This window comes from Streptomyces sp. NPDC104309, from assembly GCF_055584025.1.
This window is the reverse complement of record NZ_JBVJMV010000073.1, coordinates 1-24,635: the sequence shown is the minus strand read 5'-3', so window position 1 is coordinate 24,635 and position 24,635 is coordinate 1. Positions and strand designations below refer to the sequence as shown.

The window sequence follows — 24,635 nt, the reverse complement described above, 5'->3', positions numbered from 1 at the left end:
CGGTTGCCTGGAAAGCGGGCATGGCCGGTTCTGAGGGGGCCGGGACACAGCAATGTGTCCCGGCTACCCGACCGATGCCGGTGGCCTTCCCCGTCTGGGACCGGGTCTACGCGTTCTTCCGTCGCTGGAGGGACAAGGGCCTGGTCAAGGAGTTCCACGACCGGCTGCGTGGGAAGGCCCGGGAGGCGGCCGGCCGGGATCGGGAGCCGACCGCGGGCATCATCGACGCCCAGTCGGTCAAGGCCGCCGCGTCCGTGCCGGCGTCCTCACGCGGCTTCGACGGCGGGAAGAAGATCAATGGCCGTGAGCGGCACATCGTGGTCGACACGACGGGGCTGCTGCTGACCGTCATGGTCACCGCGGCGAACGTGACCGACCGGGAGGCGGGTCAGGTTCTGCTGGCCCGGCTGGCCGAGCGGTTCTTCCTGCTGCGGCTGGTCTGGGCCGATGGCGGCTGCACCGGGTCCCTGGTCGACTTCGCCGCGAAGGTGCTTCGTCTCGCGCTGACTGTGGTCAAACGCGGTGCGGACGTTTCGGGCTTTGTGGTGCTGCCCCGCAGGTGGGTGGTGGAGCGGACGTTCGGGTGGCTGATGCGATCACGCCGCCTGACACGCGACTACGAGAGGCGGACCGACACGGCCGAGGCGATGGTGCTGTGGTCGATGACCGTGGTCATGAGCCGCCGCCTCGCGAAGCGGCGTCGCTGAAGGAGCCTGGGGTGTTCTCGACGAGCCAGCCCCGCGCGGCCAGGCGCTTCGCCTTGGACCGCACCCCTTCGATCTCCGCCGGGCCGCAACTCCAACGTCGTCGCGGACACCGCTGTCGAGGCCGCCGAAGCCCAGCACACCGCCGTCCATGGGGAGAAGTTGGCCGCCACGGTGGTGGCCAAGCTCGCGAGGGAGGTGACGACCCTCGATGAGGAGATCGCGGAGACCGAGCTGCTGATCGAGGGCCGGTTTCGCGACCACCCGCGCGCCGAGGTCGTCCTGAGCATGCCCGGCATCGGCCCCGTCCTGAGCGCTTCGCCCACACTGGCGGTGACATGAGTGTCTTCGGCAGCTCCGACCGCCTCGCCGGCGTCGCCGGTCTGGCGCCTGTCCCCAAGGACTCCGGACGGATCAGCGGCAACATGCGCAGACCGCGCAGCTACTGCTGGCGCCTGCTGCGGGTCTTCTGCATGTCCGCCTGCCGCCCGATGCTGCCCCGTCTCCAAGTCGTTCTACGAACGCAAGAGAGCCGAAGGAATGACTCACAAACAGGCCGTCACCGCCCTCGCGCGCCGCCGTCTGAACATTCTGTGGGCCCTCATACGCGACGGCCGAACCTTTGAGATCACCGCGCCGCCGAGCCCCGTACCACTGGGTTGACACGCTCACAACGAGTCACCAGCCGAGCTTGACAACTTCATTGGGAATCAGTAGCAGACATGCTCTGGCGTCAGCACACTGTGTACCGGGACCGCGCCGGGGGCATCCGGGGAGAGCATGTGCAGCGCCGCTTGGTACGCCCTCTGGGACAGCAAGGAGACCACCACCACCGACTGGCCCCGGGGCTCCACCCAGTTCACCGACCACAGCCGCGCCCACCAGTACGTGGTCAACAGCAAGGAGACGCGCGGCGGCGTCACCATCACCGTCGACCGTGACTGGTGGGACGCTCCGGTCGCCATCACCGGCTGAGACAGGATCGGGCGGTTCTCGCAACCAAGCAGGTCCGGAAGGTGACGCAGGCGAGCCCGGTGAAGAGGGTGCAGGCGCCGACGGCCGGCCACTCGGCGTGACAGGGCGGGCCGATACGCAGAGAAGCCCGCCCGCCCCCGCTGCATTGAGCGCGGGAGCGGGCGGGCTTGCAAGAGCCTTACGGCTTCACACGCAGAACCTGCGGGTCGTGGTCGCTGACCTGGTCGGCGAACTCGGAGTTGATGTGCACCACGTCGTAGGTGACGTTGTTCAGCATGCTGGGGTTGACCATCATGTGGTCCAGCACCTGCGAGTTGCCCTGGAAGACGTAGGAGTAGCGCTCGTCCACCGGCAGGGTGTTCACCAGGTCGGTGAGCTGCTTGCCGTCACCGGTCAGGGTCTTCATCGCGGGGGAGAACTGGTAGTCGTTGTAGTCGCCCAGGGAGACGATGAGGGCCTTGGGGTCGGTGGCCTCAAGCTTCTTGACGAAGGCGTTCTCCAGCGTGGCCTGCTTCACACGCTGGATCTCGGAGCTGCGGACGGGCTCCTGGATGCGACCGGCGACGTTCTGGTCGCCGCCCTTGCTGTTGAAGTGGTTGGCGATCACGAAGATCTTCTTGTTGTTCTTCGTGAGGAACTCGCCGACCAGCGGCTTACGGCTGCTGTTCCAGGCCTCGTCCGTCGGGGAGATGCGTCCGGGCGAGACGGTCAGGTGGGCGTCGTTGCCCTTGCCAACGACGTCAACGGCAGTGACGGAGTCGCCACCCGGCCGGTCCACGAAGCTGACCCGCGTCGGGTCGAACAGGAAGACGGTGCGGATGTTGCCACCCGGCTGGCCCCCGTCCTTGTCGTTCACCGGGTTGATCTGACGGTACTCGTAGCGCGGGCCACCGGCAGCGACGATGGCGTCGGTGAGCTTGGCCAGCGTCTTGTCGGGGTCCACGGTGCCGTCGTCGATGGCGCCGCTGTTGTCCTGGATCTCCTCGACGCCGACGATGGCGGGCGCGCGGAGGTTGGTCACCAGGCTGTGGCCGAGCCGGTCGAACTTGGCCTGCGGGTCGCTCGGCGCGAGGTTCTGCACGTTGTACGTGCCGATGGTGACCTCGTTGGACTTCGCCTGGCTCGTGACCTCGGGCTTGAGACCGTTGTCCTTGTGGGTGCCGAGCTTGCGCGCTTCGAGGATGTAGGTGCCGGCGAACTGGCTGTAGTCCAGCGGGCCCTCGGTCACGCCGGTGAGCTCGTCGCCCACGTTCGCCATCGGGAACGGGTCCGTGGTGTTCATTGCCTGGACCTGCAGACGAGCCACGTTCGGGTCGTCGTACGACGGGTAGTAGACGCCACCGCGCTTGGTCTTGTTGTGGTCGGGGTCGGCCGTGACCCACATCTCGTGGTAGGCATCCGTGGCGCCGACGACGCGGACGTCCGAGACCTGGACGTTCATACCCTCCAGGGACTCATAGAAGTCCAGGGCGTACTTGGCCGGCTCGAGGTCGAGGTACTCGGTGTTGCCGTTGCTGTCACCCTTGGGGGACCACGCGGCGGGGATGCTGTTCCTTTCGAGGACGACCGGGGCCGGCAGCGGGTTGCCCCTGGACAGCACGGTGACCGTCGGCTTGATGATCTCGGTGATCGACTGGATGCCGCCGTCGTAGCCGCCCGGGTAGTACTCGGAGACAAGACCGGAGACGGTGACGCTGTCGCCGACCTTCACCGTGGGGTTGGAGCTGGTGTAGACGAAGATGCCCTCGCTGGTGCGGGGGTCGTTGTCCGGGTTCGGGTCCTGCATCCAGAAGCCCTTGGACGTCGAGGACGTGCTGGTGGTGCGGACACCGGTGACGATGCCGGTGACGTCCGTGACGTTCTTGGTGGACAGCGGGGAGCGCCGGGTGGTGCCCTGGATGTCGTGGATCTTCGCCGAGATCGCGTCGGCGGGGACGGTCGGGGTCGGCGTCGGGGTCGGCGAGGGGTCGCCGCCCTGGCCGCCGGAGTTCTCCGGGGTGGGGTCACCCGCAGCGAAGTCGGCCGCGTTGTCGTCGGTGTCGACCAGGGTCTTGCGGGCGACCGAGGCGGTGTTGCTGGCGCCCGCGGCCGGGCCGGAGCCCTCGTGGACGACGGCGGTGCCGAAGCCGAGCAGGTCCTTGATGCGAGGGTCGGAGGCGCAGTCGGCCTCGGTGACGCAGGTCAGCAGGGCCGTGCCCTTGACCAGCGCGACGGTGCCCGTGGTGCCCGACATGTTGATGTTGCCGGTGGCGTCCGGGTTCGGCAGGGCGACAGTGCCACCGGCACCCGCGGCCTCCTGAATCAGGTAACGGCCGTTGCCGGCCAGAGTGCCGCTGAGCGGGGTGGCCTGCCACTTCGTGGTCGGCCCGGGGTTGCCCGACAGGTACTGGACGCTGTAGTCGGAGAGGTCCAGCGAGCCGGAGCCGGCGTTGGCCAGCTCGATGAAGTCGTTGGTCAAGGTGGCACCGGAGTTGCCGCCGCCTCCGTAGACCTCTGAGATGACGGCGTCGGCCGACGGGGTGGCGAAGGCGGAGTGGACGCCCACCCCGGCCAGCACCACCGAGCCGGTGATCGCCAGCGGTATCAGCCGCTTGCGCAGAGGAGTCGCGCGATGTCTTGCAGGGCGGGGCATTTCAGCACTGGAGTTCGACACGGGAAGGGTCTCCTTCGGAGCCGGGAAAACATGAGGACGCGTGGGGAAGCGCCGACCGACCCGGATCTGCTGTCGACGGCCGGAGTCGGGCACGCGCTCAAGCTACGCGCATAGATACGTCCGAAAAAAGGCTGAGGGGCAAACGCTTGGCAAACTGATATCCGACACATGGCTCGCCCAACGCCCGGTGCGCGTGGCGGCATGACCAGTGGTGAGGATCCGATGGGTGCGGCGGCAGGCTGCGCCTCGTATGGCCCAGGACTCTTATCTCTGTCCCGCGATGCAAACTGCGCGACGTGTCGTGGCGGAGGACGAGGACGCGCCGCCTGACTTTGTAGCACGTCCCGATGACGGTTGTAGTGGCGGGCCATCAGGAAGCCACCCGGGGGTTACTTGCCTCCGGGTGTCGGAGCTAGCCGCTGTTTCTCGGATCATGTTCGGAGCCAGATCATGAGGGCCGCGAGAGTGACGCCATGAGTGGGCGTCCCGATCGTGCCGCAGGTTGTGCAGCGGCACCGCCAGGAGATGTCGGTGCCGGGACAGGGCTCCAGTGGTTCCAGACCCGCCGACCTCATGAGCGCGGCGGCCTGGTCGGGATCGACCGGCGCGTTCGGCGCGCACCATCGGCATGGTCCCCCAGGGTCTGTTGCAAAAGTAGATCTTGCTCGTGGTGATCAGGCGTTGTGGCGCGTGGAGATCTGACAGACGCACAGTGGGCCAGGCTGGAGCCGCTGTTGCCCAAGGGGAAGAAGCCTGGGAGGCCGCCGATATGGACAAGGCGGCAGCTCATCGACGGAATACGGTGGCGGACGCGGGCGGGAACGCCGTGGCGAGATGTGCCCGAACGGTACGGTCCATGGGATCGCGTGTACGACCTGTTCCGCAGGTGGCAGCGCACTGGCACATGGAAGCGGATCCTGGAACAGCTGCAGGCCGACGCTGACGCGAAGGGCCTGATCATCTGGGACGTCAGTGTGGACTCCACCGTCTGTCGTGCTCACCAGCACGCCGCGGGAGCCCGTAAAAAGGGGACCTTCAGAAGGAACCGCCCGGGGGCGTCGACACCGAGTCCGACGACCACGGACTGGGACGCTCCCGCTGCGGCCTGACCACGAAAGTCCACCTCGCCACCGAGCAGGGCCAGAAGCCGCTGTCGTCGCACATCACCGCCGGACACCGACACGACAGCCCTTACTTTCGGCCGGTCCTGGAGAAGATCCGGGTTCCCCGCCCCGGACCCGGCCGGCCGCGTACCAGGCCCGACAAAGTCCGGGGCGACAAGGCTTACGGTTCCCGCGCGAACCACGCCTACCTGCGCAGACGCCGGATCTCCTGCACCATTCCGGAGAAGACGGACCAGGTACGTAACCGTAAAAACCTCGGCTCCCGCGGAGGTAGGCCGCCGAAGTTCGACCGGGAAGACTACAAGCAGCGTCACGCAGTGGAGTGCGGGATCAACCGCCTCAAATGACACCGCGCAGTGGCAACACGGTACGACAAACTCGCGGTCCGCTATGAGGCAACCGTGCTGATTGCCGCCATCATCGAGTGGATACGACTGGCCCCGCCGCGTACCCGATCGCTAACCTCGGCCCTCATGAACCAGCGGCAGCGGAAGAAGCTCTCCCGCCATCTCTTCGAAACGATTCCGACGGGTGACACCGCCCGTGTGAAGGCGCTGCTGCGGGCCGGAGCCGACCCGGAACGGCGCGACAGCGAGGGCGTCACCCCCCTATATGAGGCATCCGTGAATGGAAAAGCCGAGATCGCCCGCCTGCTCCTGGCGGCCGGTGCCTCCCCTAACACCGAGAGCAGTGGACTCGGCTCGGACGGCACCCCGTTGTGCGCAGCTGCATGCTGGGGGCACACCGAGACAGTGCGCGAACTGTTGGCGCACGGCGCCGATCCGAACCTTCGTGAAGATCACGGCACCGGCCGCTCCCCCATGGATTGGGCGAACGAAGGCCCTCACCCCGAAACCACCGATCTGCTCACCACGGCGGGAGCGACCTCCCACATGGGAACCACGTAGCATCGCCGTTCGCCATCAAGGATTCACTGAACTTGATGGATCCCAAGATCCACTTTCGCAACACACCCTAGAAGAAGCCAAGCTTCTGAGGGCTGTAAGAACAAAGAATGTTCTTCGTCTGCTGCTGGTACGCGCCTTGCGCGCCTTTGAACAGCGGAAAAGCCTCCATTGAGGCGGATGACGGGTCGCTGGCCCGGAAATGGCCCGGATCTTGTTCGACGCGGTTCCTCGACTGGAGTCTTTCGCGGGGAGGTGGCCACAAGCCGTCCGATCAGCTCGGGTGCGAGTTCGGTGAGCGCGGCCACCGTCGGGCCGATGACCGGCTCGAAGGCGGGGCCGATCAGGTGGAAGCCGCCGATGAGGGCCAGCAGTTTGCTGACGCCGGTCAGCCTCATGGTGTGCCGGATGATGTTGACCACTCCGGCGTGGCCGCACCCGGTGATGATGACAAGTCCCCGGCCGCGCACGTTGATGACGAGTGCCTGGTCGTCGATGACGGCGGGGTCGTGTCGCCAGCCGTTCCTTTGGTGTGCCTGCGGCATGCCGTGCTCGAACTCGGTGACGCGGTCCACCTCGCCGGTGATCAGGATGCCACCGGCCAGCAGCGACGGCTGCCGCCGCTCGATTACCTCGAACCCTTCGCGTTCCAGGGCACCCCGTGACAGCGTGGGCATCTCCAGACCCTGGCCGGCGGGTAGTTCCAGGCGGCGGCGGGTCCAGACCGCGGGGTGGACGGTCAGTGGCAGGCCGGAGCGCCCGCGCAGCCGGGCCAGGCCGTCGAAGCCGCCCGCATGGTCGAAGTGTCCGTGGCTGAGCACGACGCCCTGCAGGCCGCAGACATCGATGCCAAGACGCTCGGCGTTCACCGCCAGCCCGTCCGGCGATGCGCCGGTATCGAACAGCAGCGTGCTGCTCGCGTTCCCGCTTTTGACGGTGACAAGGGCGGAGAAGCCGTGCTCGGCACGCAGCCCCGCGACGGCCTCGCCGCCGGCGAACTGCCGCGCGGCGGTCCGCCCGGCGCCCATCGACGCCCGGGTGACGCCTTCGGCAGAGGCCAGCAGGGCGTCGAAGGTGTTGTCGACCATCGTCGTGACCCTGACCTCGTCGACCTCGGGCAGCGTCACCGGGTCAACAGCCGGTCTCTCCGCGACGCGAGGCGCTGACCACGCCGCCTCGGCCGCCGAGTGCCCGTGATCGTCGCACATGCTAGAAAGCGCCTCCCCGCCGGTACGACCGGCCAGGGAAGCAGATCCCGGCACAAGCCGCAGGTCCACGGCGGTCGCGCCGGCCGGACCGGCCGCAGGCGCCGCGCGGTGTCATGCTTCCACTCGCGCGGGCGGGACGACGACGTCGATGAGCCCGGTGGCCACGTCGTACACGAGCCCTGAGACGAAGACTCCGGCCGGAAGCTTCTGCTTGAGGATTTCGACGTCGACGCGGACGGCGGCGACCGGGTCGGTGACCGCCTTGGCGTCCAGGTCTCCGGCCGGAACTTCGAAGTAATCGGCCAGCAGCTCGGGGAACGCGGCTAGGTGTACTTGGTCATGACGTTGGTGACAGTCGGCTGATCGGGGCCGGGCCTGTCAAGGGGCGTGGACGGCCCCCGCCTGCGGCTTTCGGGCGGCGCCGGGGCATTTCCCTCGTGCGTCTTCCTCGCGGTCTGCGTGCGGGGACCGCCGCGTGGGAGGGGTCCAGTTGGAGCGCCCGGAGCCCCGTGAGGAACGAGCGGGGCGAGGACGAACGAGCTGGAGGCAGACGAGCGGCGGTCGACCATGGATGCCGAGGAAGCGTCACGGATGTTCACCGGTGTGGTCGTTGACATCCCCGTTGCCAGCTGGTCGGCGGAGTGGTCCTACACGCGCCCATTCGGCGCCTGACCGTGCGGTCGGCGCCATGACCGTGGTGCGGGGATCCGGGCTGCTCAGTCAGGTCATCGAGCGCGGCCGGAAGGCCGTCTCATGCAATTTCGCGAGCTCACCCGGGGTCTGCGACCGCCCCTGGCGGTTGTCGTCGGCTGCTGTCATCGGCGCTCCTGGGCGGATTCGACCTCGCGCAGGAGGTGATAGGCGCGCGCCAGCAGTCGGCGGGCCACCGCGGTGGTGGCGATCTTCTTGCCGCGGCGGTGGGCGAGACGCTGGTAGGCAGCGGCGAACTCCGGCGACCGCTTCGCACTCTGCGCGGCCTCGCACAAGATCCACCGCAGCCAGTTGGAGCCCTCCCGACTGCTCGGCCGGGACCGCAACACCCTGAGCTACCACGCCCACCGGACCATGCCCCGCTGGCCTTCGCCGCGGCCCCCGATATCACCGCAGCCCTCACCCAGCCCCGGCGAACCCACCCACCCCCCACGATCGACGCCCTCCAGAACGCGATCACCGACTACGAAAGCAACATCAAGTCAGGCAGTAGTTAGTTGACGGCCCCTCACCAGCGCGTCTCCCCGGCGAAATACTTCGCCGCCTTCCGCAGGATCTCGCGTTCCTCCTCCAGTTCGCGGACCTTCTTGCGCAGAGCCGCGTTCTCCACCTCCAGCGCTGTGGGCGGCTCGGCGGGCGCCTCCGCCCGGCGTCCTCGTGGCCGGCTGGCTCCGGCCGCCCGGACCCAGTTCCGCAACGTCTCCGGGTTTACCCCCAGATCAGCGGCGACCGACCTGATCGTCGCTCCCGGTCGCGACTCGTACAACGCGACCGCGTCTGCCTTGAACTCCGGCGGATAGTGCTTCATGACCACGGGACATCCGTTCTCCTGGACTCAAGATCCAAGTGTCTCGGGTGTCCAAGATCCGGGGTCGAGCCCCACCCCAGGGCTTCGTCAGTGCAGCTGGCACATCCTGCCATGCCTGGTCGTCGTGGTAGTCGGTCCTGACGGCCAGGGCACCGGACTCATCACGGTCGGTGACGGCGGGCAACGCTCTCATGGATCCTTCTCCGAGTCAGCGTTCGTACTGGATGAACGTGCACCCTGCTCTGTGGCTTTCCAGGAGTGACGGGCATGTCGAGCCCGCCGGGTCCCGTTCGGCTGCCGAGCCCTGACGGCGGCCGTGACAGAAACAAGATGGCCGTTGACACGCGAGCCCGTAGAGGTGCAGCAGGATCTCGACTCGGAGACCTCCGGGAACTTGTGGCGCGTTCTCTCACTTGAATGCTCCGCCTTTCTCACCCTGTCGGCCCCTGCTGCCGGGCCTCACGGCGCGGATAGAGCAATGCTCGGGACGTGGGGGCCTCATGGAAGGGAAGGCCAGCATGACGGCATCTGTGGCGCCCGGCTTCATAGGTCGCACAAGTCGGACCCCCTCATGGTCGCTGGGTGCGCGGTGGCTCTGTGCACGTTCGCGGCAGTCCCGGCCACTGCCGACGGCGACACGAGCGGCGGCAAACCCACCGTCGTCGTGGTGCACGGGGCGTTCGCGGACGCCTCCAGTTGGAACGGTGTCATCGCGCGACTCGAACGCCGCGGCTACACGGTCGTGGCCCCCGCCAACCCGCTGCGGAGTCTGTCCAACGACTCCGCCTACATCACCTCGGTGCTGGACAGCATCAAGGGCCCCATCGTGCTGGTGGGCCACTCGTACGGCGGCTTCGTCATCAGCTCGGCGGCTGCCGGCAATCCACGGGTCAATTCCCTGGTGTACGTATCGGCCCTGATGCCCGACAAGGGCGAGAGCGCCGCAGCGCTGGCCGCCCGATTCCCCTCTGCATCCGCCACCGCCACCACGTCAATCCCCTACCGGGCCGCTGGCGTTAGCGGAACAGACGTGTACATCCGGCCGGACAAATTCCACGAGGTCTTCGCCGCCGACCTGCCGCAGAGCACGACGAAGCTGATGGCAGCCACCCAACGGCCTGCCGGGCGGGAGCCCTTGTCCTCGGCCGCCGCCTGCGGCACCGGTCGAACTGACAGCAGGCCATGGCGGTGAGGGACTCTCCCACACCGCATTCTCAGGTCGAGTAGCCGAGTGCCCGACTCTCAGACAGAGCGTTCCGTGGCCGACGGCTCCGCAGGAACTCAAGCGGTCCCCGCTGCACGCATTTCCGCGTTCGGTGTTTCATGGCCGGTGCTGCCCGTGATCCGGTGCGCTCGGCCACTTTCACAAGAAGGTGGTTGTCATCGACAGGCGGACTTTCAACGCGATGGTCACCGCGGGCCTGGCCTCGGCTGTGCTCCCCGCATTCCCTGCGGAATCCGCAGGCGCGGTCACGCGTGACGACGTCTCACCGCAGAGCGCATCCGCGCAGCTCATAAACCCGTTGCCTGAACTAGGGCCGATCCATCAGGTCCGCACGGACCTGCTGGACATCGCCTACCACACGGCAGGGCCCGCTCACGGTCCCGCCGTGCTGCTCGGCCACGGATGGCCCTACAGTCCTGACGCCTACCGCCACGTCATGCCCCAGCTCGCCCGTCGGGGATTCCATGTGCTCGTCCCGTACCTGCGCGGGCACGGACCCACGCGTTTCCGGGACAAGGACACCATTCGATCCGGTCAGCAAGCCGCTCTCGGCTCGGACGTCATCGCGTTCATGGACGCACTCGGCATCCGGCGTGCCCTCTTCGGCGGGTATGACTGGGGTGGACGCGGCATGTGTGTGGCGGCCGCCCTGTGGCCGGAGCGCTGCAGGGGACTCGTGTCGGTCAACAGCTATCTCATACAGAACCTCAATGAGACGGCAATAGAGACACCCGATCCCCCCGAGGTCGAATCTGCTCACTGGTATTATTATTACCTTCTCACCGAACGCGGGGGAGTGGGATTGGCGAAGAACACCAAGGAGTTCGCCCGCGTGGTATGGAAGCGGAACTCGCCGAAATGGCGGTCCACCGAGGCCGATCTCGACCGCGCGGCCAGGATGTTCGACAATCCGGACTACATCGCTGTCGTCCTCAACGTCTACCGCGTAAGACGCCACGACGCCCCCACAGACCCCCGCTACGCCGATCTGGAGGCGCGGCTGCTCAAACAACCGCCGATCAAGGTGCCCGCCGTGACCCTGGACGGCCTGGCAGACGGAAGCCTGCCCCCGACTAACGGCGCCTCCTCAGCAGCGCACTTCACCGGCCCACGCGTCCACCACCAAGTCCCCGGCGCCGGCCACAACCTCCCCCAGGAGCGCCCGGAAGCCTTCACCGATGCGGTCCTTGAGGTCAGCCGGCTGCGCTAAACATCGGGGACCTGCTCGACGAGCGCAACCGCATCCTGATGCAGGCGCGGGCACCGGACAGGTCGGCTGACCGCTCGCGCTGCGGACCGTTGATCGATTGGCCGGCATCCGGATGCTCCGACGGGTGCTCATGGCCGAGATGCGGGACTCCGTCGCAAGCCGCATGCATATACCAACGTGCCAGACTCCTGCGTACGGACCACTGCGGCGGTCTCTTGCGCCAACTCGTCGAACGCTTCCCCTGCACCGTCGCGCAGCGTGAAGCGTACGCAAAGTGCCACATGGCTCATCCCCTGCCTCCTTCTCGCCTTCTCCGGCTCGCCGCGCGCCGCTCAGGTCGCTCGTGGACAGCGGGGTCGAGGGAGCGCCGGCCCAGCGTGTCTTCTTCGAGCTCTACACCGACCGCGGCGCCTTCGAGGAACATGGACGTCAGCCGCACGTCCGTCACTTTCTGGCGGAGTGCGAGAAGTACGCCGAAAGAACTGAGATCGACCGCCTTCACCTGTACGCCGGCAAGTACCCCACCGGACCCGAATAGCCTTCCCCTCTCGCAGCGCCCCTTACTCGTCGAACAGTTGGGCGAGGCGGACACCCAGTCGGTTTTCCAGTCTCCGTCCTGCTGCATCCTGCGCTGGAAGAGGGGGGCGATTCGCTGTTGGGCATCGGGCCAGGTAAGAGCGGCGGCAAATGAGTTGCGGCACTGGGCCGTTGCGGGCACAGCGAGGCGTGCCTGTGCGCTGCCGCGGGCCGCACCGCCGCCACCGGGCGGTGCGGCCGCCGAGGGCCTGCGCCTGGCGCACCTTTTGAGTAGGAGCCCCGTGGGCCGACAACCACAGACCCCATGGCGCGGGACCAGTACCAGCCAAGGTGTGTCCTGATGCGGCGCAGCCGTCACAGCGCGAGGATGAAGTCGTCACTCACCTCAGGGAGGCCACGCCGGCGTCGAGGATGTCGACATGAAACTCGATCGAGGTGGTCGTCATCCCCGTCTCGGACGTCGACCGCGCGAAGGAATTCTACGGGCATCTCGGGTGGAGGCTGAACAACGCCGCCCGGCATTGTCCAGTTCACCCCGCACGGCTCCGGATGCTCGGTCCGTTCGGCGCAGACCTCACATCGACCGGGCCCGGTTCAGCCAAGGGGTACCTGATCGTCTCCGACATTGAGGCCGCCCGGGACGCGCTGGTCGCCGGGGGCATCGAGGTGAGCGAAATCTTCCACCGGGGCCCGGACAGCCTGGTCGAGGGCCTGGATCCCGAGCGACCCAGCTACTCCTCGCGCGCCACGTTCAGCGATCCCGACGGCAACAACTGGCTGCTGCAGGAGGTCACGACCCGGCTCCCCGGGCGCGTCGACCCCGGCCCGACGTCGTTCGCCTCCGCGAGCGACCTGGCGAGCGCGATGCGGCGCGCGGCTGCCGCCCACGGTGAGCACGAGAGGCGCACCGGCGAGGAAGCCCCGAACCGGCCCGACTGGTACGCGGAGTACATGGTGAGCGAACAGACAGGTGCAGAACCGCCCCAGTGAGAGCCGGCGGCCAGGCGTCCGGGCACGCACGCCCGCGCACCGGCGTGCCGGAGCCATGTCCGGGGCGAGTGTCCTGATGAATGTCACGATGAGCCCCTGGTGCCGCATGGACGGCCGGGGGAGAAGGGGCCGGGTGATAAGTCATGGGCATGCGGCAGGAGCGGCCGCGGTATTGATGACCGCGCCTTGTCCGCGCACTCCTGCATGGCGACCATCGGTGCCTCTGGGCGGTGTGGTCGTCGTCCCTTCACTGATGCGGGTTCTTCAACGTCTGGAGGAGCTCATGGGCCCGCTAAGTTCGTGGGCGGCCCGCATCATCTCCGGTTTGAGGGCGGCGGTGGCGTCGCGGACGAGAGTGACGTGGTAGCCGAGTTCCATGGCATAGCGGCCAGAGGATTCGATGCAGGTGTTGGCGAGCAGACCGATGATGATGACGTGGGTGATGCCGTGCTGCTTGAGCTGGAAGTCCAGATTGGTGTTGGCGAAGCCGCTCTGGCCCCAGTGCTCCTGGACGATCACGTCTCCCTCGGCAGGCTGGAAGTCCGGGTGGAACTCGCCGCCCCGGGTGCCCAGCGCGAAGATGTGACGCTCGCGGACGAGCTCCTGGCTGGGGTTGGGATGGTCCCAGCCCTCGTAGTCGCCTTCCTGCCAACGGCGGTGAGGGACAAGGAAGATCCGGATATTGCTCTCGCGGCCGACGGCGATGACGGCGCGCAGGTTGTCCAGCAGCCCGACCTCGAGGGCCACGTGCTTGACCGCGGGCCAGACCTTGCCGTCCTCGGCCAGGAAGTCGTTGTACGGGTCGACCAAGAGGATCGCGGTGCGGGCGGGGACGTAGGCGCCGGTCATGACAGTCCTCACAAGACGTAGAGGGTCTGACGAGTCAAACGCCAGCCTCCGGCAGGGCAGCCAGCAGGCGAAGAGCGCCGCCGCGATCGACGCGTTCCCCGGCCTGGGCAAGACGACGGCCGCTCTGGCGTTCGCCAGGGACGTCCACAACAGGCTGATCGCCAAGGACGGACGGTTCACCGCGGCCGGCCACGAACGGTGGCCGGTCTGCCGGGTCGGGATGACCGGCGACACGAGGATGAAGGACTTCAACTGGGCTCTGCTGGAGTTCTTCGCCCACGCCGGCCGCAACAGCGGCACCGCCAACATGTTCGCCTACCAGGCGCTGGACTGTGTGACCTCGTGCGAGACGAAGCTGATCATCGTCGATGATCTCCAGTTCCTGCAGTTCCAGAGCAAGTCCGGGACGGAGCTGAGCAACCACTTCAATTTCATCGCGAACGAGTTCCCGGTGATGCTGCTGTTCATCGGCCACGATCTGAGAGGCAAGGGGCTCTACCTGGACCCTCAGCTCGAACGGCGGGTCACCCCGCTGGGGCTGGAGCCGTTCCGGATCGAGGACGAACAGGGGCGCCTTCAGTGGCGGAGCCTGCTACTGGCTCTGGAACAACGCCTGGTGCTGGCCGACGACCTGGCCGACGACCTGTTCGCGCGCACCACCGGCCACATCGGCTCTTTGATGACCCTGCTCATGCGGGCCTGCGAGCGGGCGATCCGCACGGGCGAGGAGCGGGTGACTCGAGAGCTCCTGTCCCGGATCAGGCTCGACGCGGCCTCCGAGAGACTGCGCGCGGAATGGGAGGCGGCGTTGCACTCGGGCACGAAGACCAGCCGGCCCGCCCGCGTGAAGGGCGGTGCGGCAAAGTGACGTCCGTGGTGCGGACCCTGCCGATCCGGCTGGCTCCACTGCCCGGTGAAGCGCTCGATTCCTGGCTGGCGGCGCTGGCCCACCGCAGCGCGGTCGATCTGCGCGGCATCCTCACCGCCGCTGGCCCGTCCCTCTCCAGCAGCAGCGGCCTTGCCCCGGACTACACCACCTACCTCACGGACGAGGAAGCCGAGCGGCTGTCCTGGTCCACCGGCGTTCCCGTCCGCCGACTCCACGCGATGACTCTGCGTCAATATGACGGCCGTGCTCTCGCGCTGATGGCTCAGCGTCGGCTCGTGCAACGCTTCACGCTGTGGGGGCGAAGCATCGGGTCGCGATACTGCCCGCAGTGCCTGGCCGAGCAAGGCGGGCGCTGGCCTATCCGCTGGCGCCTCACCTGGTCGATGGCCTGCACCCGCCACCGAGTCCTCCTCGCGCACACCTGCGTGACCTGCGGAGCCAGGCCACACAGCCGCAGCTCACTCGCCTCCCGCATTCATCCCCGGAAGTGCTCGGCCCGAAAGCCGAGCGACGGTTCTGACCTGGGAGCGTCAGGAGTCTTCTGCGGAGCCGATCTCACCGAGGCCGCTGTTCTCGCCCTCGCCCCCGACAGCCCCGTTCTCGCGGTCCAGGAGTGGATCGACGACCTGCTGACCCAGGCCGAAGGCGAAGCCGGCAGCGACCGCCTGCGCAGCGTCTTCGGCGACCTGGCCGTGGTCGCCTCGCGCGTGCTCCTGCGGGCCGAGCCCGGTGATTTCCAGCTCTACGGGCAGAAGATCGACCAAGCCCGCGTGGCCTACGGCAATGACTGGCGTTACGCGCCCGTCGGCGCAGCCGTCTTGGCCGGGCCTCTCACGCGCGCCGTCGAGATCGTTCGCGACTACTCCAGCGACGCCAGCCTCACGGCCGCCCGCATGCTCGCCGACCGCGACGCCGCAGCGGCCAACAAGCCCACCATCGACCGCGTCCGCGGACGCACACGGATCGGCTCAAGCCGTCTGGAGGCGCTGTTCTGGCGGGGAGTCGACCACCGACTGGACACAAGAGTGCGGCTTCGCTATCGCACCTGCACCACCGAGCCCTGCATCCCGATCCCCGCTGATCCTGCGATCGAGACGCGGGCACGCTCCCTCCCTCAACTGCTCTGGCGGGACTGGACCCTGGCCCTCTTCCCACCCTCACCCACCGTTTCCGGAAGACATCCCGACCACCGCCAATATCGCGCTGCACTCTCCAGCTCCGTGTTGCTTCCAGGCTGGTGGCTGGGCCGGAGCGCTCCACTGATCGCCATGCTCCACGGACAGCGCCGAGTGCCGATCGCCCGCCTCCTGGCCAAGCTCCCTGACACCGACGCGCTCACAGCAATATGCCTGCTCGCCGACTACCTCGACCGGACGCCGGCCCCGATCGACTACCAACGACGCCGAACCCTGACCGGAGCCGGCCTCCTCCCGGAAGACGCCTGGTCCGACATCTGCCACCGAAGCGGCACGCCTCCCGACGAACGCTACCGGCTGCCACAGGTTCGCCGATTCCTTCTGCAACGCATCACCGGCTCCGATCCGTACGCCGTCCCCGGGCCCCTGCGGCTACCCAACGGAGCACGTGAACCGATGCTCATCCTGACCACGGCCCTGCTGACCGCACTCGACGACCACGCTACGAACTACCTCGCGGCCCGCGGTATCAACGAGCCCGTCACCTGGTCACCACCGCTGGCTCTGGTCAGCCACCTCGACCTCCCCGGCCGAAGGACGAGCGACCTGGACACCGCCCTCGCTACCGACCTGGTGCGGAACCGGCAGACGTCCCCAGCCGCAGCGGCACGAGAGCTCGGCACCACCGTGGAACACCTCAGGTTCGCCTTCGAGACTCGCCCCGAACTATGCACCTAGGTCCTTTCTTTTGGATCAGAGGGCGGACCAGATGAAGATGCCTGCGATGTGGAGTCCGGCTTGGAAGACGGTGGCGGTCTTCTCGTAGCGGGTGGCCAGGCCTCGCCAGTTCTTCAGGCGGTTGATGCAGCGTTCGACGGTGTTGCGCTGCTTGTAGGCCTCGCGGTCGAAGGCCGGTGGGTGGCCTCCGTGCCGGCCTCTGCGCTTGCGGTTGGCGATCTGGTCGGCGGGCTGCGGGATGACCGCGCGGATCCCGCGCCTGCGCAGGTGCTCGCGGATGGCCCGGGACGAGTAGGCTCGATCGGCCAGGACCACGAGCGGCCGGGTGCGTGGCCTGCCGACCGGCCTCGGGACCCGCAGGGCGGCCATGACGTGCTCGAACACGGGTGCGTCACCGGCCTGGCCGGGTGTGAGGTGGAAGCAGAGCGGGCGGCAGCGGCCGTCCGCCGCGAGGTGGATCTTGGTGGTCAGCCCGCCACGGGAACGCCCGATGGCATGGTGGCCGGGCTCGCCGGCCGGGGCCCCTTTTGACGGGCCCCGGCCGCGTTCTGGTGCGCGCGCACGATCGTGGAGTCGACCGAGACGACCCAGTCCAGGTCGCCCTCCGCGTCGGCCTGGGCGAGCAGGGATGTGAAGACCCGCTCCCAGGTGCCGTCGATCGCCCAGTTCCGCAGCCGGGTGTAGACGCCCTTCCACGAGCCGTACTCGGTGGGCAGGTGCACCCACTGCGAGCCTGTCTGGAATTCCACGCGATCGCGTCGATCACCTGCCGGTGGTCGCGCCACCGCCCGCCCCGCTTCGGCGTCCGGTCTGGCAATAACGGCTCTATCCGCGCCCACTGCGCGTCAGTCAATGGCACGACCAGACCAACGATCCGATGATCGGAAAGAAACGCCCTAGCGGCACGACCTGGCCCACCTGCCCGACCGGGTCGACGTCGTCGACACCACCCGCTGGCAGACCACCGGCACCAACAAGCCCGACCCGCCGAGCTGATGGCCCGCTACCCGGCGGCGGTCTTCATGCACGATCTGCCCGCCCACCGCGGCGAGGAGGTCACCGCCGATGTGCTCGACGGCCCGTCCAGCATCGCGTTCTGGCAGGCCGGTCACAAGCTGCACAGCGCCATGGCGGTGCTCGATCGAGTGGTGCCTGCACGGTCGGGGCGAGCCGGCCGGCCGGGCGTGAGCGTCGCCGCCCGGGTCGCCGGTCAGGTCACCGCGGCCGGGGTGCCACGGCGGCGGAGCCGTGCGCACCGCGGGCGGCCAGCCTGCGGGCGACCCCGTCCGCGAGCAGCAGCAAGGCGGCGGTCACCAGCGCGGCCATGTGTTCGTAACCCGCCAACTCCGGGTCCACCGCCGTGATCGCGGCCGTCAGCAGCACCACGCCCAGCGCGGTCCAGCGCGCCCCGAACCACCAGGCGACCAGCAGGCCCAGCCCGATCACGGCCGCCGACGGCCCGGTGTCCCGGACCTGGGCGAATGCGGCGGGCAGGTGGAGCAGGTGGCCGGGCGGCCGGGACACCCCGAAGCGCGCGTAGCAGGTGCCCACCAGCGAGCAGGTGTACCCGACGGCGAGCGTGCGCCACGGGCCGAGGGTCAGCTCGGCGATCGCGAAGACCACGAACACCTGGGCCAGCGCCCCCCAGACCGGCAGGTCCAGGGCTGGCACGAATATCGAGACCGGAAAGCGCAGCAGCGCGACGTCCCACGGCTCGGTGGCCCGGACCACGCCTATCCGGGAGACGAAGGCCGCCCCGCTCGGGAACTCGTCGACCGCCGCGAACAGCAGCACCAGGCAGCTGGAGACCACGGTGAGGGTCAGTGCGGCGGCGCCCCTGGCCCGCAGCCGGGCGCGCGCCCGGCGGTAGAGCAGGTCCCACTCGCTCTCGGCCGCGCGCCGGATACCGGGATTGTTCACGACGGTTCTCCAGTCCCGATCAGGAGTCGATGGTGGCCGCACACCGGTCCGCGGCACCGGCGTGCGGCCGGCCGTCGGAGCCCGAGGTGCACGGCCGCAGCAGCGCGAAGTAGGCCAGGGCCGGTCCGGACTGCCGGATGACGTGCAGGCCGACGGCGTTGGCGTGCCGGGCCAGGGTCGCCGGGCGGATCTGGTGGCGGTCGAAGAACTCGCCGACGACCAGGCGGCCGGTCGGCTTGAGGACCCGGCGCAGCTCGCTCAGGGTGGCGGGGACGTCCGGGATCTCGCCCAGCGCGGTGACCAGGTAGGCGGCGTCGAACGTGGCGTCGTCGAAGGGGAGTTCGCGCGCGTCGGTCAGGGTGGGGACGATGGTGTCGAGGCCGGATCCGGCGGCCCGGCGCATCACGTGGTCGAGCATCTCCTGCTGGATGTCGACGATGTCCAGCCGGCCGTCGGCGCCGAGCCGGGGCGCCACCTGGAGCGACTGCAGCCCGGTGCCGGGACCGATCTCCAGCATCCGCTCGCCCGGCAGCGGCTGGAGCTGCTCGGCCAGCCGCTCCCAGGACAGGAACGGCAGTGGCAGGTCGAGCAGTCGGTGCTGCGCGTAGGGGTACGGCGCGGAGTCGGTCACCCACCAGGCGGTGGCCGCGGCCGCGACCGAGGCACCCGCAAGGGCCCAGATGCTGGCCTTGCCGAACGGGGCGCGCAGGGGTGAGGAGGGGTGGCGCATGGTTCTTCTCCAACGTTGGTCGTCGGCGTGGGGCGGTGGTGCCCGCTCAGTGGATGTGGAAGCCGCCGTTGGAGGCGGCCACGGTGAGGGAGGCCGACGCGCCGTCGGATCCTCGTTCTCGGGAAGGCCGGTGGCCTTCACCGGTGGTTCACGGTGGTGCTGTGGGGCGGCACACCTGCGCCGCCCCGCACCGACCATCTGCCCTCCAGCCAACAGCAGTTCGGCTGGGCCGGACACGTGGCCAGCCCACCGAACCGGGGTACGGATAACCCCCCTGTCAGTCCCAGCCGTTGTTGTCGGGCGGGGTGGTGGTGCCGGTGGTGTCGGCCGGGGCGGCAGCGGCCCGCGGCTGCGCGGCGGCGCTGACTCCGGATGCGATGGCGGGCGTGACGAGGGTGAGGGTGATCGCCGCCAGTGCGGCGGCGGCCGCGGCCACGAGGCACTGGACCCAGCAGGAGCGACCGGCCGAAGTCACCGCCGCACTGGCCGACTTCGCCTCCTCTCTGGACTCACCCCGGCATCCGCAGTCCGGGCAACTGCTGGTGCGCACGCTGGCCTGCGGGATCTGCGGCTCCGACCTGCACGCCCTCGGCGACCCCGAGGCGTTCAGCGACATCATGCGCCGCACCGGCGGCACCCCGCACGACATCCGGAACAGCCTGGTGCTCGGTCACGAATTCGCCGCCGAGATCGTCGACTACGGCCCGGACACCGTGCGGGCCCTGCCGGTCGGGAGCACCGTCTGCGGCCCGCCGATCGGCTTCGGCCCGCAGGGCGGTGGGATCGTCGGCTACACCCCGGCCTTTCCGGGCGGCTTCGGCGAGTACATGATCCTCAACGAGGTCTTCACCGTGCCGGTGCCGAACGGTCTGGACCCGAAGGCGGCCGCGCTCACCGAGCCGTTCTCGGTCGCCGCCCGGGCGGTCCGGCGGGGCGAGCCCGGTCCGGGTTCGGTCGCCGTGGTGCTCGGCCTCGGCCCGATCGGCCTGGGCGTCGTCGCGGTGCTCAAGGCGCGCGGCCACGGCCCGGTCGTCGCGGTCGACTTCTCGCCCAAGCGGCGGGCGCCGGCCGAGCGGGTGGGTGCCGACGTCCTGATCGACCCGGCGGCCGTATCGACGCCGGTGCCGTCACCACCGGCGTCACCGGCCTGGACGGACTGGCCGGGGCGATCGCCGAACTCGGCGCGCCGGAGCGGCACGCGAAGATCGTCGTCGACCCCTCGCTGGTCGCCGGCTGATCGTCCGAACGACGGTGGCGTCCCCGGGATCTCCCGGGGACGCCACCGTCGTTCGCGGCACGGGCGTGCTCAGTGGACCGTGATGCGGCCGCGCGTGGTCTTCACCACCACGCTGTGCGGCGCGTTCGTAGCGGTGTTCGGCAGCGAGACGCTCGGCGGCTCCCAGGAGCTCTGCGCGTCGACGTGGTAGGTGGCGTCGTGAGGCACCTTGAGGTCGACCCCGCCCCAGCCCGTGGTGACCTTCAGGGAGGCGGGTGTCGCCGTGAAGGAGGCGCTGACCTCGCCGTCGGTGGTGATTACCTCGGCGTTCGGGGCGCTGCTGTCGGCGAGGGTCACCGCGCCGTACGTGCTCCGCACGGTCAGCGGGCCGGACGACTGGTCCACCTCGACCCCGCCCAGCCCGGTGGTCAGATCCAGCCGGCCGGTCAGGCCCTTCGCCTGGATCCCGGCGTCCCCGGTGCTCACCTGCGCGGCCAGGCCTGCCGGCACCGTGATCTGCAGGTGCCCCGAGCAGTCGTTGGAGCAGCCGGCGGTGACCGTGACGTTCGACCCGGACCGGGTGACGGAGACCTGCGGGACATGGCCCGTGTAGCTGCCGCTCATGGCCACCGTGACCTGCGAGGAGCCGTCCTGGCTCAGCGTCATGTGGAGTCCGTCGGCCTGGACCGTCACCTGGCTGGCGCCGGCCGCGTCCTGCTGCCAGTTGCCGCTGTACGGGTGGTGCGCTGGAAGCGAGTCGACCACGGTCCAACTGGCCACGGCGACGACCGCGACGAGGACGGCCAGCCCTATGAGGAGGCATCCGCGGCGCTTCATCGGTGTGGTACTGATCTCAAGCTCCCAGGTAGCGCAAAACGGCGAGCACGCGGCGGTGGTCTCCCGCCTCCTGCTGCAGATCGAATTTCACGAAGATGCTGCGGATGTACTTCTCCACCGCCGCCGTGCCGATCACCAGATCGGCCGCGATCCCGGCGTTGGAACGGCCCCCCGCCATGGCCGTGAGGACCTCCCGTTCGCGCGGCGTCAGGGTGGACAGCGGATCCCGCTGCCGGCTGCCGGCCAGCAACTGCTTGACCACCTCCTGGTCGAGGACCGTCTCGCCCGCGGCGACCCGGCGCAGCGCGTCCACGAACTCCTCGGCGTCCGACACCCGGTCCTTGAGCAGGTAACCGACCCCTTCGTCATTGGTGTTGACCAGGTCGATGGCGTAGCGCTCCTCGACGTAGTGGGAGAGCACCAGGACGCCGGTCTCCGGCCAGCGGGCGCGTACCGCCAGTGCGGCGCGCAGGCCCTCGTCCAGGAAGGTGGGCGGCATCCGGACGTCCGTCACACAGGCGTCCGGCCGGTGTTCGGCCACCGCGCGCAGGAGTTGCTCCCCGTCGCCGACCGCTGCGACCACCTCGATCCCCTGTTCGCTGAGCAGCAGTTCGATGCCCTGGCGCAGCAGCGCGGAGTCCTCGGCCAGCACTACCCGCATGGCAATTCCACCTCGATCACGGTCGGTCCACCCACCGGACTGCTGAGCCGGAACCGCCCGTCCACCCCGGACACCCGGTCCGCCAGACCAGTCAGACCCGTGCCGGCCGCGAGATCGGCTCCGCCACGCCCGTCATCGCCAACCTTAACGTCCAATCGGGCGCCCTCCCTCCGGATCTCCACCCAGGCGCGGGTCGCATGAGCATGCTTGGCCACATTGGTGAGCGCCTCGGTCACCGTGAAGTAGGCGACCGCCTCGATGGTGGAGGAGGGGCGCGGCTCCACCAGGACGTCAAGGCGCACCGGCACCGGAGCCAGCGCGGCGACGGCGGAGAGCGCCGCCTCCAGGCCGCGGTCGGTCAGCACCGGCGGGTGCAGGCCACGGGCCAGGTTGCGCAACTCGGTGATGGTGCTGAGGGTTTCCCGCCGGACGTCCTCGACGAGCTTGTTGGTCTCGTGGTCACCGGACTTCTTCAACCGCGAGCTGGCCCGGCCCAGGGTGATCGACATCGCCACCAGCCGTTGCTGGGCACCGTCGTGCAGGTCCCGCTCGATCCGTTTGCGCTCCGCCTCGGCGGCGTCCACCACCCGGGCTCGGCTCTCCGTCAGATCGTTGACCCGCTGCTCCAGTTCCAGGCCGCGGGGCCGGGAGAGCAGTGCGACGGCCAGCGCGGTGTTCAGCGCCAGCAGGAGTTTGACGATCAGCGGGGAGAGGACCGCGCCGACCAGCAGCGCCACCGCCGCGACCAGCAGCGCCCGGGGCAGGGAATCCACCACGAACGGCCCGAGCTGGGCCTGCCCGCCGGGCAGGCCCCGGTAGTAGGCGGGAAGCAGCACCAGGGTCAGCGGCACGGCCCAGATCAGCGCCACCCCGACCACGGTCACCACCGCCACCGGCATCAGCAGTATGAAGTAGCCGATCAGCCGCCAGGTGCAGAGGTTGTGGACAAGCGACTGCAGCGACTTGGCCAACCGCCACGAACAGACCGGCGCCGGCAGCTCGTCGAGCTCCAGCCCGCAGGTCACGGCGAACCGGGCGCGCTCGACGCCGGCCAGCCGGAACAGCGCCCACCCCGCCGCCACCGTGAGCGGCAGGCCCACCAGGCCGGCCGGCGCCAGGCAGACGGCGACGACCAGCACGATCAGCACGGCCAGTCCTGCCAGCGCCACCAGACCGTCAAGTGCCAGGTGGATCGACGCCCGCAACAGCACGGGGGAGGCCAGCGCGCGCAGCGGATTGCCCGGCACCACCTCGCGGGGTGGCCGGGCGTCCGTCCGGGCTCTGCCGGTGGCACGGCCGACGATGTTCTCGGTCAACTGCTTCGGACCCGCTCTCGTGGGCAGTGCGGGCGGCGACCAGGTCACCGTCCGCGCCTCGATTCAACAACGGGACGGTACCCAACCCGACCACCCGTCGGCAGCGGGGAGAGCCCACCAGCGGGGGGTAGGGTTTACCCCCCGTCCGGCCGGTGGGTTCACGCTGCCGACCCGGCGCCGCCCGGTGCGACATCGTGGGGACATGACCGATCGACACTCGAACGCCGCCGGCCGCCCCTGCCCGGCCGGCAGGACCGACGACATCGAGCAGTTCCTCGTGCGCTACGGGGACACCATCGACGACCGGGTCGCCGAGATCGTCGAAGAGGTCCTCGGCGAGCAGCTGAGGCGGTACCGGCGCGACGTTGTGTTGCCGGTCAGCGTCGCGCTGCTGGCGGCCGCGGCCGTCTCGCTGGCGCTCATGTGGTGGAGCCCGTGGACAGTCCCCCTGGTGTGGGCCGCCACCTCCGTCATCTGCGTGTCGCTGTCACAGACCGCCCGGATCCCGCGCCGCTCGTAACGGGGCCCCGGCCGGAGAACCGGGCGACCATGCCATCGGGCGGTCCCGTGGCGGGCCGACCACGAAGATCCACCTTGCCGCGGACGGCCGGTGCCGCCCGCCGGCCTTCGTCCTCACCGCTGGCCAGGCGGGCGACGCGCCCGCCTTCCCTGAGGCGATGGCACGCCTGCGCGTTCCCCGGCCACGGGGGCGGCCACGCACCAGGCCGGACCTGGTCCTGGCCGACAAGGCCTACTCGTCCCGCGCCATCCGCGACCACCTGCGCAGGCGTGGCGTCCGCACGGTGATTCCCGTCCCGGCGGACCAGCGGGCCCACCGGTTGCGCCGAGGGAGCCACGGAGGCAGGCCACCGGCCTTCGACCGCGAGACCTGCAAGCGCCGCAACACCGTCGAGCGCTGCATCAACCGCTTGAAGCAGTGGCGAGGCATCGCCACCCGCTACGAGAAGACCGCGACCATCTACCTCGCCGGACTCCACATCGCAGGCATCTTCCTCTGGTCCGCTCGATGATCCAAACGAAACTGCCTAGCCGCCAGCGACGTCATCAAGGGCCTGACTGGCGAGGATTGGACACGGTCCCGCGGAAAGCAACCAGAGGACACAAGCGCGGAAGTCCGAAGGCTCGCAGGTCACAGCGATGCCGTTGGACACCGAGACGCGGAACCTACAACATCGGCTGTCGGCGTACACGTGAACGTGGCTCTGGCAAGATTTTCGTAGTCGGAGATCATCTGGGTGACGCGGTCGGCTGGTCCGAATAGTGGGCATCCTG

The 24,635-nt window shown here is 69.0% G+C and carries 22 protein-coding genes and 7 pseudogenes; 17 read left to right on the top strand and 12 right to left on the bottom strand.

Annotated elements, in window-relative coordinates:
- The 4 genes from ACZ68L_RS43835 to ACZ68L_RS43820 form a co-directional block, all read left to right on the top strand.
- On the top strand, positions 1–707 hold a 707-nt coding region (locus ACZ68L_RS43835), incomplete at its 5' end, for an IS5 family transposase (protein ID WP_469589732.1).
- A gap of 159 nt (positions 708–866) precedes the next feature.
- Entirely contained in the window at positions 867–1,046 is a 180-nt protein-coding gene (locus ACZ68L_RS43830) for a hypothetical protein (protein WP_469589729.1), read from the top strand.
- On the top strand, positions 1,043–1,330 hold the full coding sequence (locus ACZ68L_RS43825) for a transposase (RefSeq protein ID WP_469589727.1): 288 nt from the start codon (positions 1,043–1,045) through the stop codon (positions 1,328–1,330). The genes ACZ68L_RS43830 and ACZ68L_RS43825 overlap by 4 nt, the downstream gene beginning before the upstream one ends.
- Positions 1,331–1,445: 115 nt before the next feature.
- The gene (locus ACZ68L_RS43820) at positions 1,446–1,679 is read left to right on the top strand and encodes a hypothetical protein (RefSeq protein WP_469589737.1); all 234 of its coding nucleotides are present in this window, start codon (positions 1,446–1,448) and stop codon (positions 1,677–1,679) included.
- Positions 1,680–1,857: 178 nt separating this feature from the next.
- Here ACZ68L_RS43820 and ACZ68L_RS43815 read toward each other — a convergent pair whose 3' ends face one another.
- Positions 1,858–4,332, bottom strand: coding sequence for a lamin tail domain-containing protein (locus tag ACZ68L_RS43815; protein ID WP_469589724.1), 2,475 nt, complete (start codon positions 4,330–4,332; stop codon positions 1,858–1,860).
- A 683-nt stretch (positions 4,333–5,015) separates the two neighbouring features.
- Between ACZ68L_RS43815 and ACZ68L_RS43810 the strand changes: the two are divergent.
- Positions 5,016–5,890, top strand: a pseudogene (locus tag ACZ68L_RS43810) (IS5 family transposase); the annotation flags it as partial.
- A gap of 39 nt (positions 5,891–5,929) precedes the next feature.
- Positions 5,930–6,364 (top strand): ankyrin repeat domain-containing protein, encoded by a 435-nt coding sequence (locus tag ACZ68L_RS43805; RefSeq protein ID WP_469589735.1) that lies wholly within the window; start codon positions 5,930–5,932, stop codon positions 6,362–6,364.
- Positions 6,365–6,387: 23 nt separating this feature from the next.
- Here ACZ68L_RS43805 and ACZ68L_RS43800 read toward each other — a convergent pair whose 3' ends face one another.
- Both ACZ68L_RS43800 and ACZ68L_RS43795 read right to left on the bottom strand, forming a co-directional pair.
- Positions 6,388–7,488 carry an MBL fold metallo-hydrolase gene (locus ACZ68L_RS43800; RefSeq protein WP_469589721.1) on the bottom strand — a complete coding sequence of 367 codons (1,101 nt, stop codon included), beginning with the start codon at positions 7,486–7,488 and terminating at the stop codon, positions 6,388–6,390.
- Between the two features lie 896 nt (positions 7,489–8,384).
- A complete protein-coding gene (locus tag ACZ68L_RS43795; RefSeq protein WP_469589742.1) occupies positions 8,385–8,609 on the bottom strand; it encodes a hypothetical protein in 225 nt (74 codons plus the stop codon).
- On the opposite strand from ACZ68L_RS43795, the pseudogene ACZ68L_RS43790 reads away from it, so the two are divergent.
- A pseudogene (locus ACZ68L_RS43790) lies at positions 8,581–8,777 on the top strand (ISAzo13 family transposase); the annotation flags it as partial. The gene ACZ68L_RS43795 and the pseudogene ACZ68L_RS43790 overlap by 29 nt on opposite strands.
- Positions 8,778–8,803: 26 nt before the next feature.
- Here the strand turns inward: ACZ68L_RS43790 and ACZ68L_RS43785 are convergent.
- A pseudogene (locus tag ACZ68L_RS43785) lies at positions 8,804–9,094 on the bottom strand (transposase); the annotation flags it as partial.
- A 583-nt stretch (positions 9,095–9,677) separates the two neighbouring features.
- Between ACZ68L_RS43785 and ACZ68L_RS43780 the strand changes: the two are divergent.
- The 4 genes from ACZ68L_RS43780 to ACZ68L_RS43765 all read left to right on the top strand — a co-directional run bounded on the left by ACZ68L_RS43780 (position 9,678) and on the right by ACZ68L_RS43765 (position 13,050).
- Positions 9,678–10,280 carry an alpha/beta fold hydrolase gene (locus tag ACZ68L_RS43780; protein ID WP_469589719.1) on the top strand — a complete coding sequence of 201 codons (603 nt, stop codon included), beginning with the start codon at positions 9,678–9,680 and terminating at the stop codon, positions 10,278–10,280.
- Positions 10,281–10,611: 331 nt separating this feature from the next.
- Positions 10,612–11,523 (top strand): alpha/beta fold hydrolase, encoded by a 912-nt coding sequence (locus tag ACZ68L_RS43775; RefSeq protein WP_469589716.1) that lies wholly within the window; start codon positions 10,612–10,614, stop codon positions 11,521–11,523.
- Positions 11,524–11,866: 343 nt separating this feature from the next.
- Positions 11,867–12,061 (top strand): hypothetical protein, encoded by a 195-nt coding sequence (locus ACZ68L_RS43770; RefSeq protein ID WP_469589714.1) that lies wholly within the window; start codon positions 11,867–11,869, stop codon positions 12,059–12,061.
- Between the two features lie 434 nt (positions 12,062–12,495).
- Complete coding sequence (locus ACZ68L_RS43765) at positions 12,496–13,050, top strand: VOC family protein (RefSeq protein ID WP_469589711.1); 555 nt, start codon at positions 12,496–12,498, stop codon at positions 13,048–13,050.
- Between the two features lie 264 nt (positions 13,051–13,314).
- On the opposite strand, the gene ACZ68L_RS43760 is transcribed toward ACZ68L_RS43765, so the two are convergent.
- Positions 13,315–13,899, bottom strand: coding sequence for a cysteine hydrolase family protein (locus ACZ68L_RS43760; RefSeq protein ID WP_469589708.1), 585 nt, complete (start codon positions 13,897–13,899; stop codon positions 13,315–13,317).
- On the opposite strand from ACZ68L_RS43760, the gene ACZ68L_RS43755 reads away from it, so the two are divergent.
- The gene (locus ACZ68L_RS43755) at positions 13,898–14,767 is read left to right on the top strand and encodes an AAA family ATPase (RefSeq protein WP_469589705.1); all 870 of its coding nucleotides are present in this window, start codon (positions 13,898–13,900) and stop codon (positions 14,765–14,767) included. The two genes, ACZ68L_RS43760 and ACZ68L_RS43755, sit on opposite strands and share 2 nt — an antisense overlap.
- 5 nt (positions 14,768–14,772) lie before the next feature.
- On the top strand, positions 14,773–16,662 hold the full coding sequence (locus ACZ68L_RS43750) for a TniQ family protein (RefSeq protein ID WP_469589703.1): 1,890 nt from the start codon (positions 14,773–14,775) through the stop codon (positions 16,660–16,662).
- 15 nt (positions 16,663–16,677) lie between these two features.
- Here ACZ68L_RS43750 and ACZ68L_RS43745 read toward each other — a convergent pair.
- Positions 16,678–17,527 (bottom strand): annotated as a pseudogene (locus ACZ68L_RS43745) (IS5 family transposase).
- A 35-nt stretch (positions 17,528–17,562) separates the two neighbouring features.
- On the opposite strand from ACZ68L_RS43745, the pseudogene ACZ68L_RS43740 reads away from it, so the two are divergent.
- Positions 17,563–17,825, top strand: a pseudogene (locus ACZ68L_RS43740) (ornithine carbamoyltransferase); the annotation flags it as partial.
- Positions 17,826–17,877: 52 nt separating this feature from the next.
- On the opposite strand, the gene ACZ68L_RS43735 reads toward ACZ68L_RS43740, so the two are convergent.
- The 3 genes from ACZ68L_RS43735 to ACZ68L_RS43725 all read right to left on the bottom strand — a co-directional run bounded on the left by ACZ68L_RS43735 (position 17,878) and on the right by ACZ68L_RS43725 (position 19,748).
- The gene (locus tag ACZ68L_RS43735; RefSeq protein ID WP_469589701.1) at positions 17,878–18,582 is read right to left on the bottom strand and encodes a hypothetical protein; all 705 of its coding nucleotides are present in this window, start codon (positions 18,580–18,582) and stop codon (positions 17,878–17,880) included.
- A gap of 19 nt (positions 18,583–18,601) precedes the next feature.
- Positions 18,602–19,312 (bottom strand): class I SAM-dependent methyltransferase, encoded by a 711-nt coding sequence (locus tag ACZ68L_RS43730; RefSeq protein ID WP_469589698.1) that lies wholly within the window; start codon positions 19,310–19,312, stop codon positions 18,602–18,604.
- 277 nt (positions 19,313–19,589) lie between these two features.
- Positions 19,590–19,748, bottom strand: a complete 159-nt coding sequence (locus ACZ68L_RS43725; protein WP_469589741.1) for a hypothetical protein — start codon at positions 19,746–19,748, stop codon at positions 19,590–19,592.
- Here ACZ68L_RS43725 and ACZ68L_RS43720 point away from each other — a divergent pair.
- Positions 19,690–20,163: pseudogene (locus ACZ68L_RS43720) on the top strand (alcohol dehydrogenase catalytic domain-containing protein); the annotation flags it as partial. The gene ACZ68L_RS43725 and the pseudogene ACZ68L_RS43720 sit on opposite strands and share 59 nt — an antisense overlap.
- A gap of 455 nt (positions 20,164–20,618) precedes the next feature.
- Here the strand turns inward: ACZ68L_RS43720 and ACZ68L_RS43715 are convergent.
- Genes ACZ68L_RS43715 through ACZ68L_RS43705 form a run of 3 tightly spaced genes read right to left on the bottom strand, consistent with a single transcriptional unit; the run spans position 20,619 to position 23,390 of the window.
- Positions 20,619–21,365 (bottom strand): DUF4097 family beta strand repeat-containing protein, encoded by a 747-nt coding sequence (locus tag ACZ68L_RS43715; protein ID WP_469589695.1) that lies wholly within the window; start codon positions 21,363–21,365, stop codon positions 20,619–20,621.
- A gap of 16 nt (positions 21,366–21,381) precedes the next feature.
- On the bottom strand, positions 21,382–22,026 hold the full coding sequence (locus tag ACZ68L_RS43710; protein ID WP_469589692.1) for a response regulator transcription factor: 645 nt from the start codon (positions 22,024–22,026) through the stop codon (positions 21,382–21,384).
- Positions 22,017–23,390, bottom strand: a complete 1,374-nt coding sequence (locus ACZ68L_RS43705) for a sensor histidine kinase (protein WP_469589689.1) — start codon at positions 23,388–23,390, stop codon at positions 22,017–22,019. Before ACZ68L_RS43705 ends, ACZ68L_RS43710 begins: the two co-directional genes overlap by 10 nt.
- Positions 23,391–23,544: 154 nt before the next feature.
- Between ACZ68L_RS43705 and ACZ68L_RS43700 the strand changes: the two genes are divergently transcribed.
- Both ACZ68L_RS43700 and ACZ68L_RS43695 read left to right on the top strand, forming a co-directional pair.
- Positions 23,545–23,862, top strand: a complete 318-nt coding sequence (locus ACZ68L_RS43700; RefSeq protein WP_469589686.1) for a hypothetical protein — start codon at positions 23,545–23,547, stop codon at positions 23,860–23,862.
- Positions 23,863–23,869: 7 nt separating this feature from the next.
- Positions 23,870–24,373: pseudogene (locus ACZ68L_RS43695) on the top strand (IS5 family transposase); the annotation flags it as partial.
- Positions 24,374–24,635: the final 262 nt, after the last annotated feature.

Coding starts and splice junctions, on each gene's coding strand:
- ACZ68L_RS43825 (WP_469589727.1), top strand. CDS start 1,043: ATGAGTGTCTTCGGCAGCTCCGACCGCCTCGCCGGCGTCGCCGGTCTG.
- ACZ68L_RS43805 (WP_469589735.1), top strand. CDS start 5,930: ATGAACCAGCGGCAGCGGAAGAAGCTCTCCCGCCATCTCTTCGAAACG.
- ACZ68L_RS43755 (WP_469589705.1), top strand. CDS start 13,898: ATGACAGTCCTCACAAGACGTAGAGGGTCTGACGAGTCAAACGCCAGC.
- ACZ68L_RS43760 (WP_469589708.1), bottom strand. CDS start 13,899: ATGACCGGCGCCTACGTCCCCGCCCGCACCGCGATCCTCTTGGTCGAC.
- ACZ68L_RS43730 (WP_469589698.1), bottom strand. CDS start 19,312: ATGCGCCACCCCTCCTCACCCCTGCGCGCCCCGTTCGGCAAGGCCAGC.
- ACZ68L_RS43715 (WP_469589695.1), bottom strand. CDS start 21,365: ATGAAGCGCCGCGGATGCCTCCTCATAGGGCTGGCCGTCCTCGTCGCG.
- ACZ68L_RS43710 (WP_469589692.1), bottom strand. CDS start 22,026: ATGCGGGTAGTGCTGGCCGAGGACTCCGCGCTGCTGCGCCAGGGCATC.
- ACZ68L_RS43700 (WP_469589686.1), top strand. CDS start 23,545: ATGACCGATCGACACTCGAACGCCGCCGGCCGCCCCTGCCCGGCCGGC.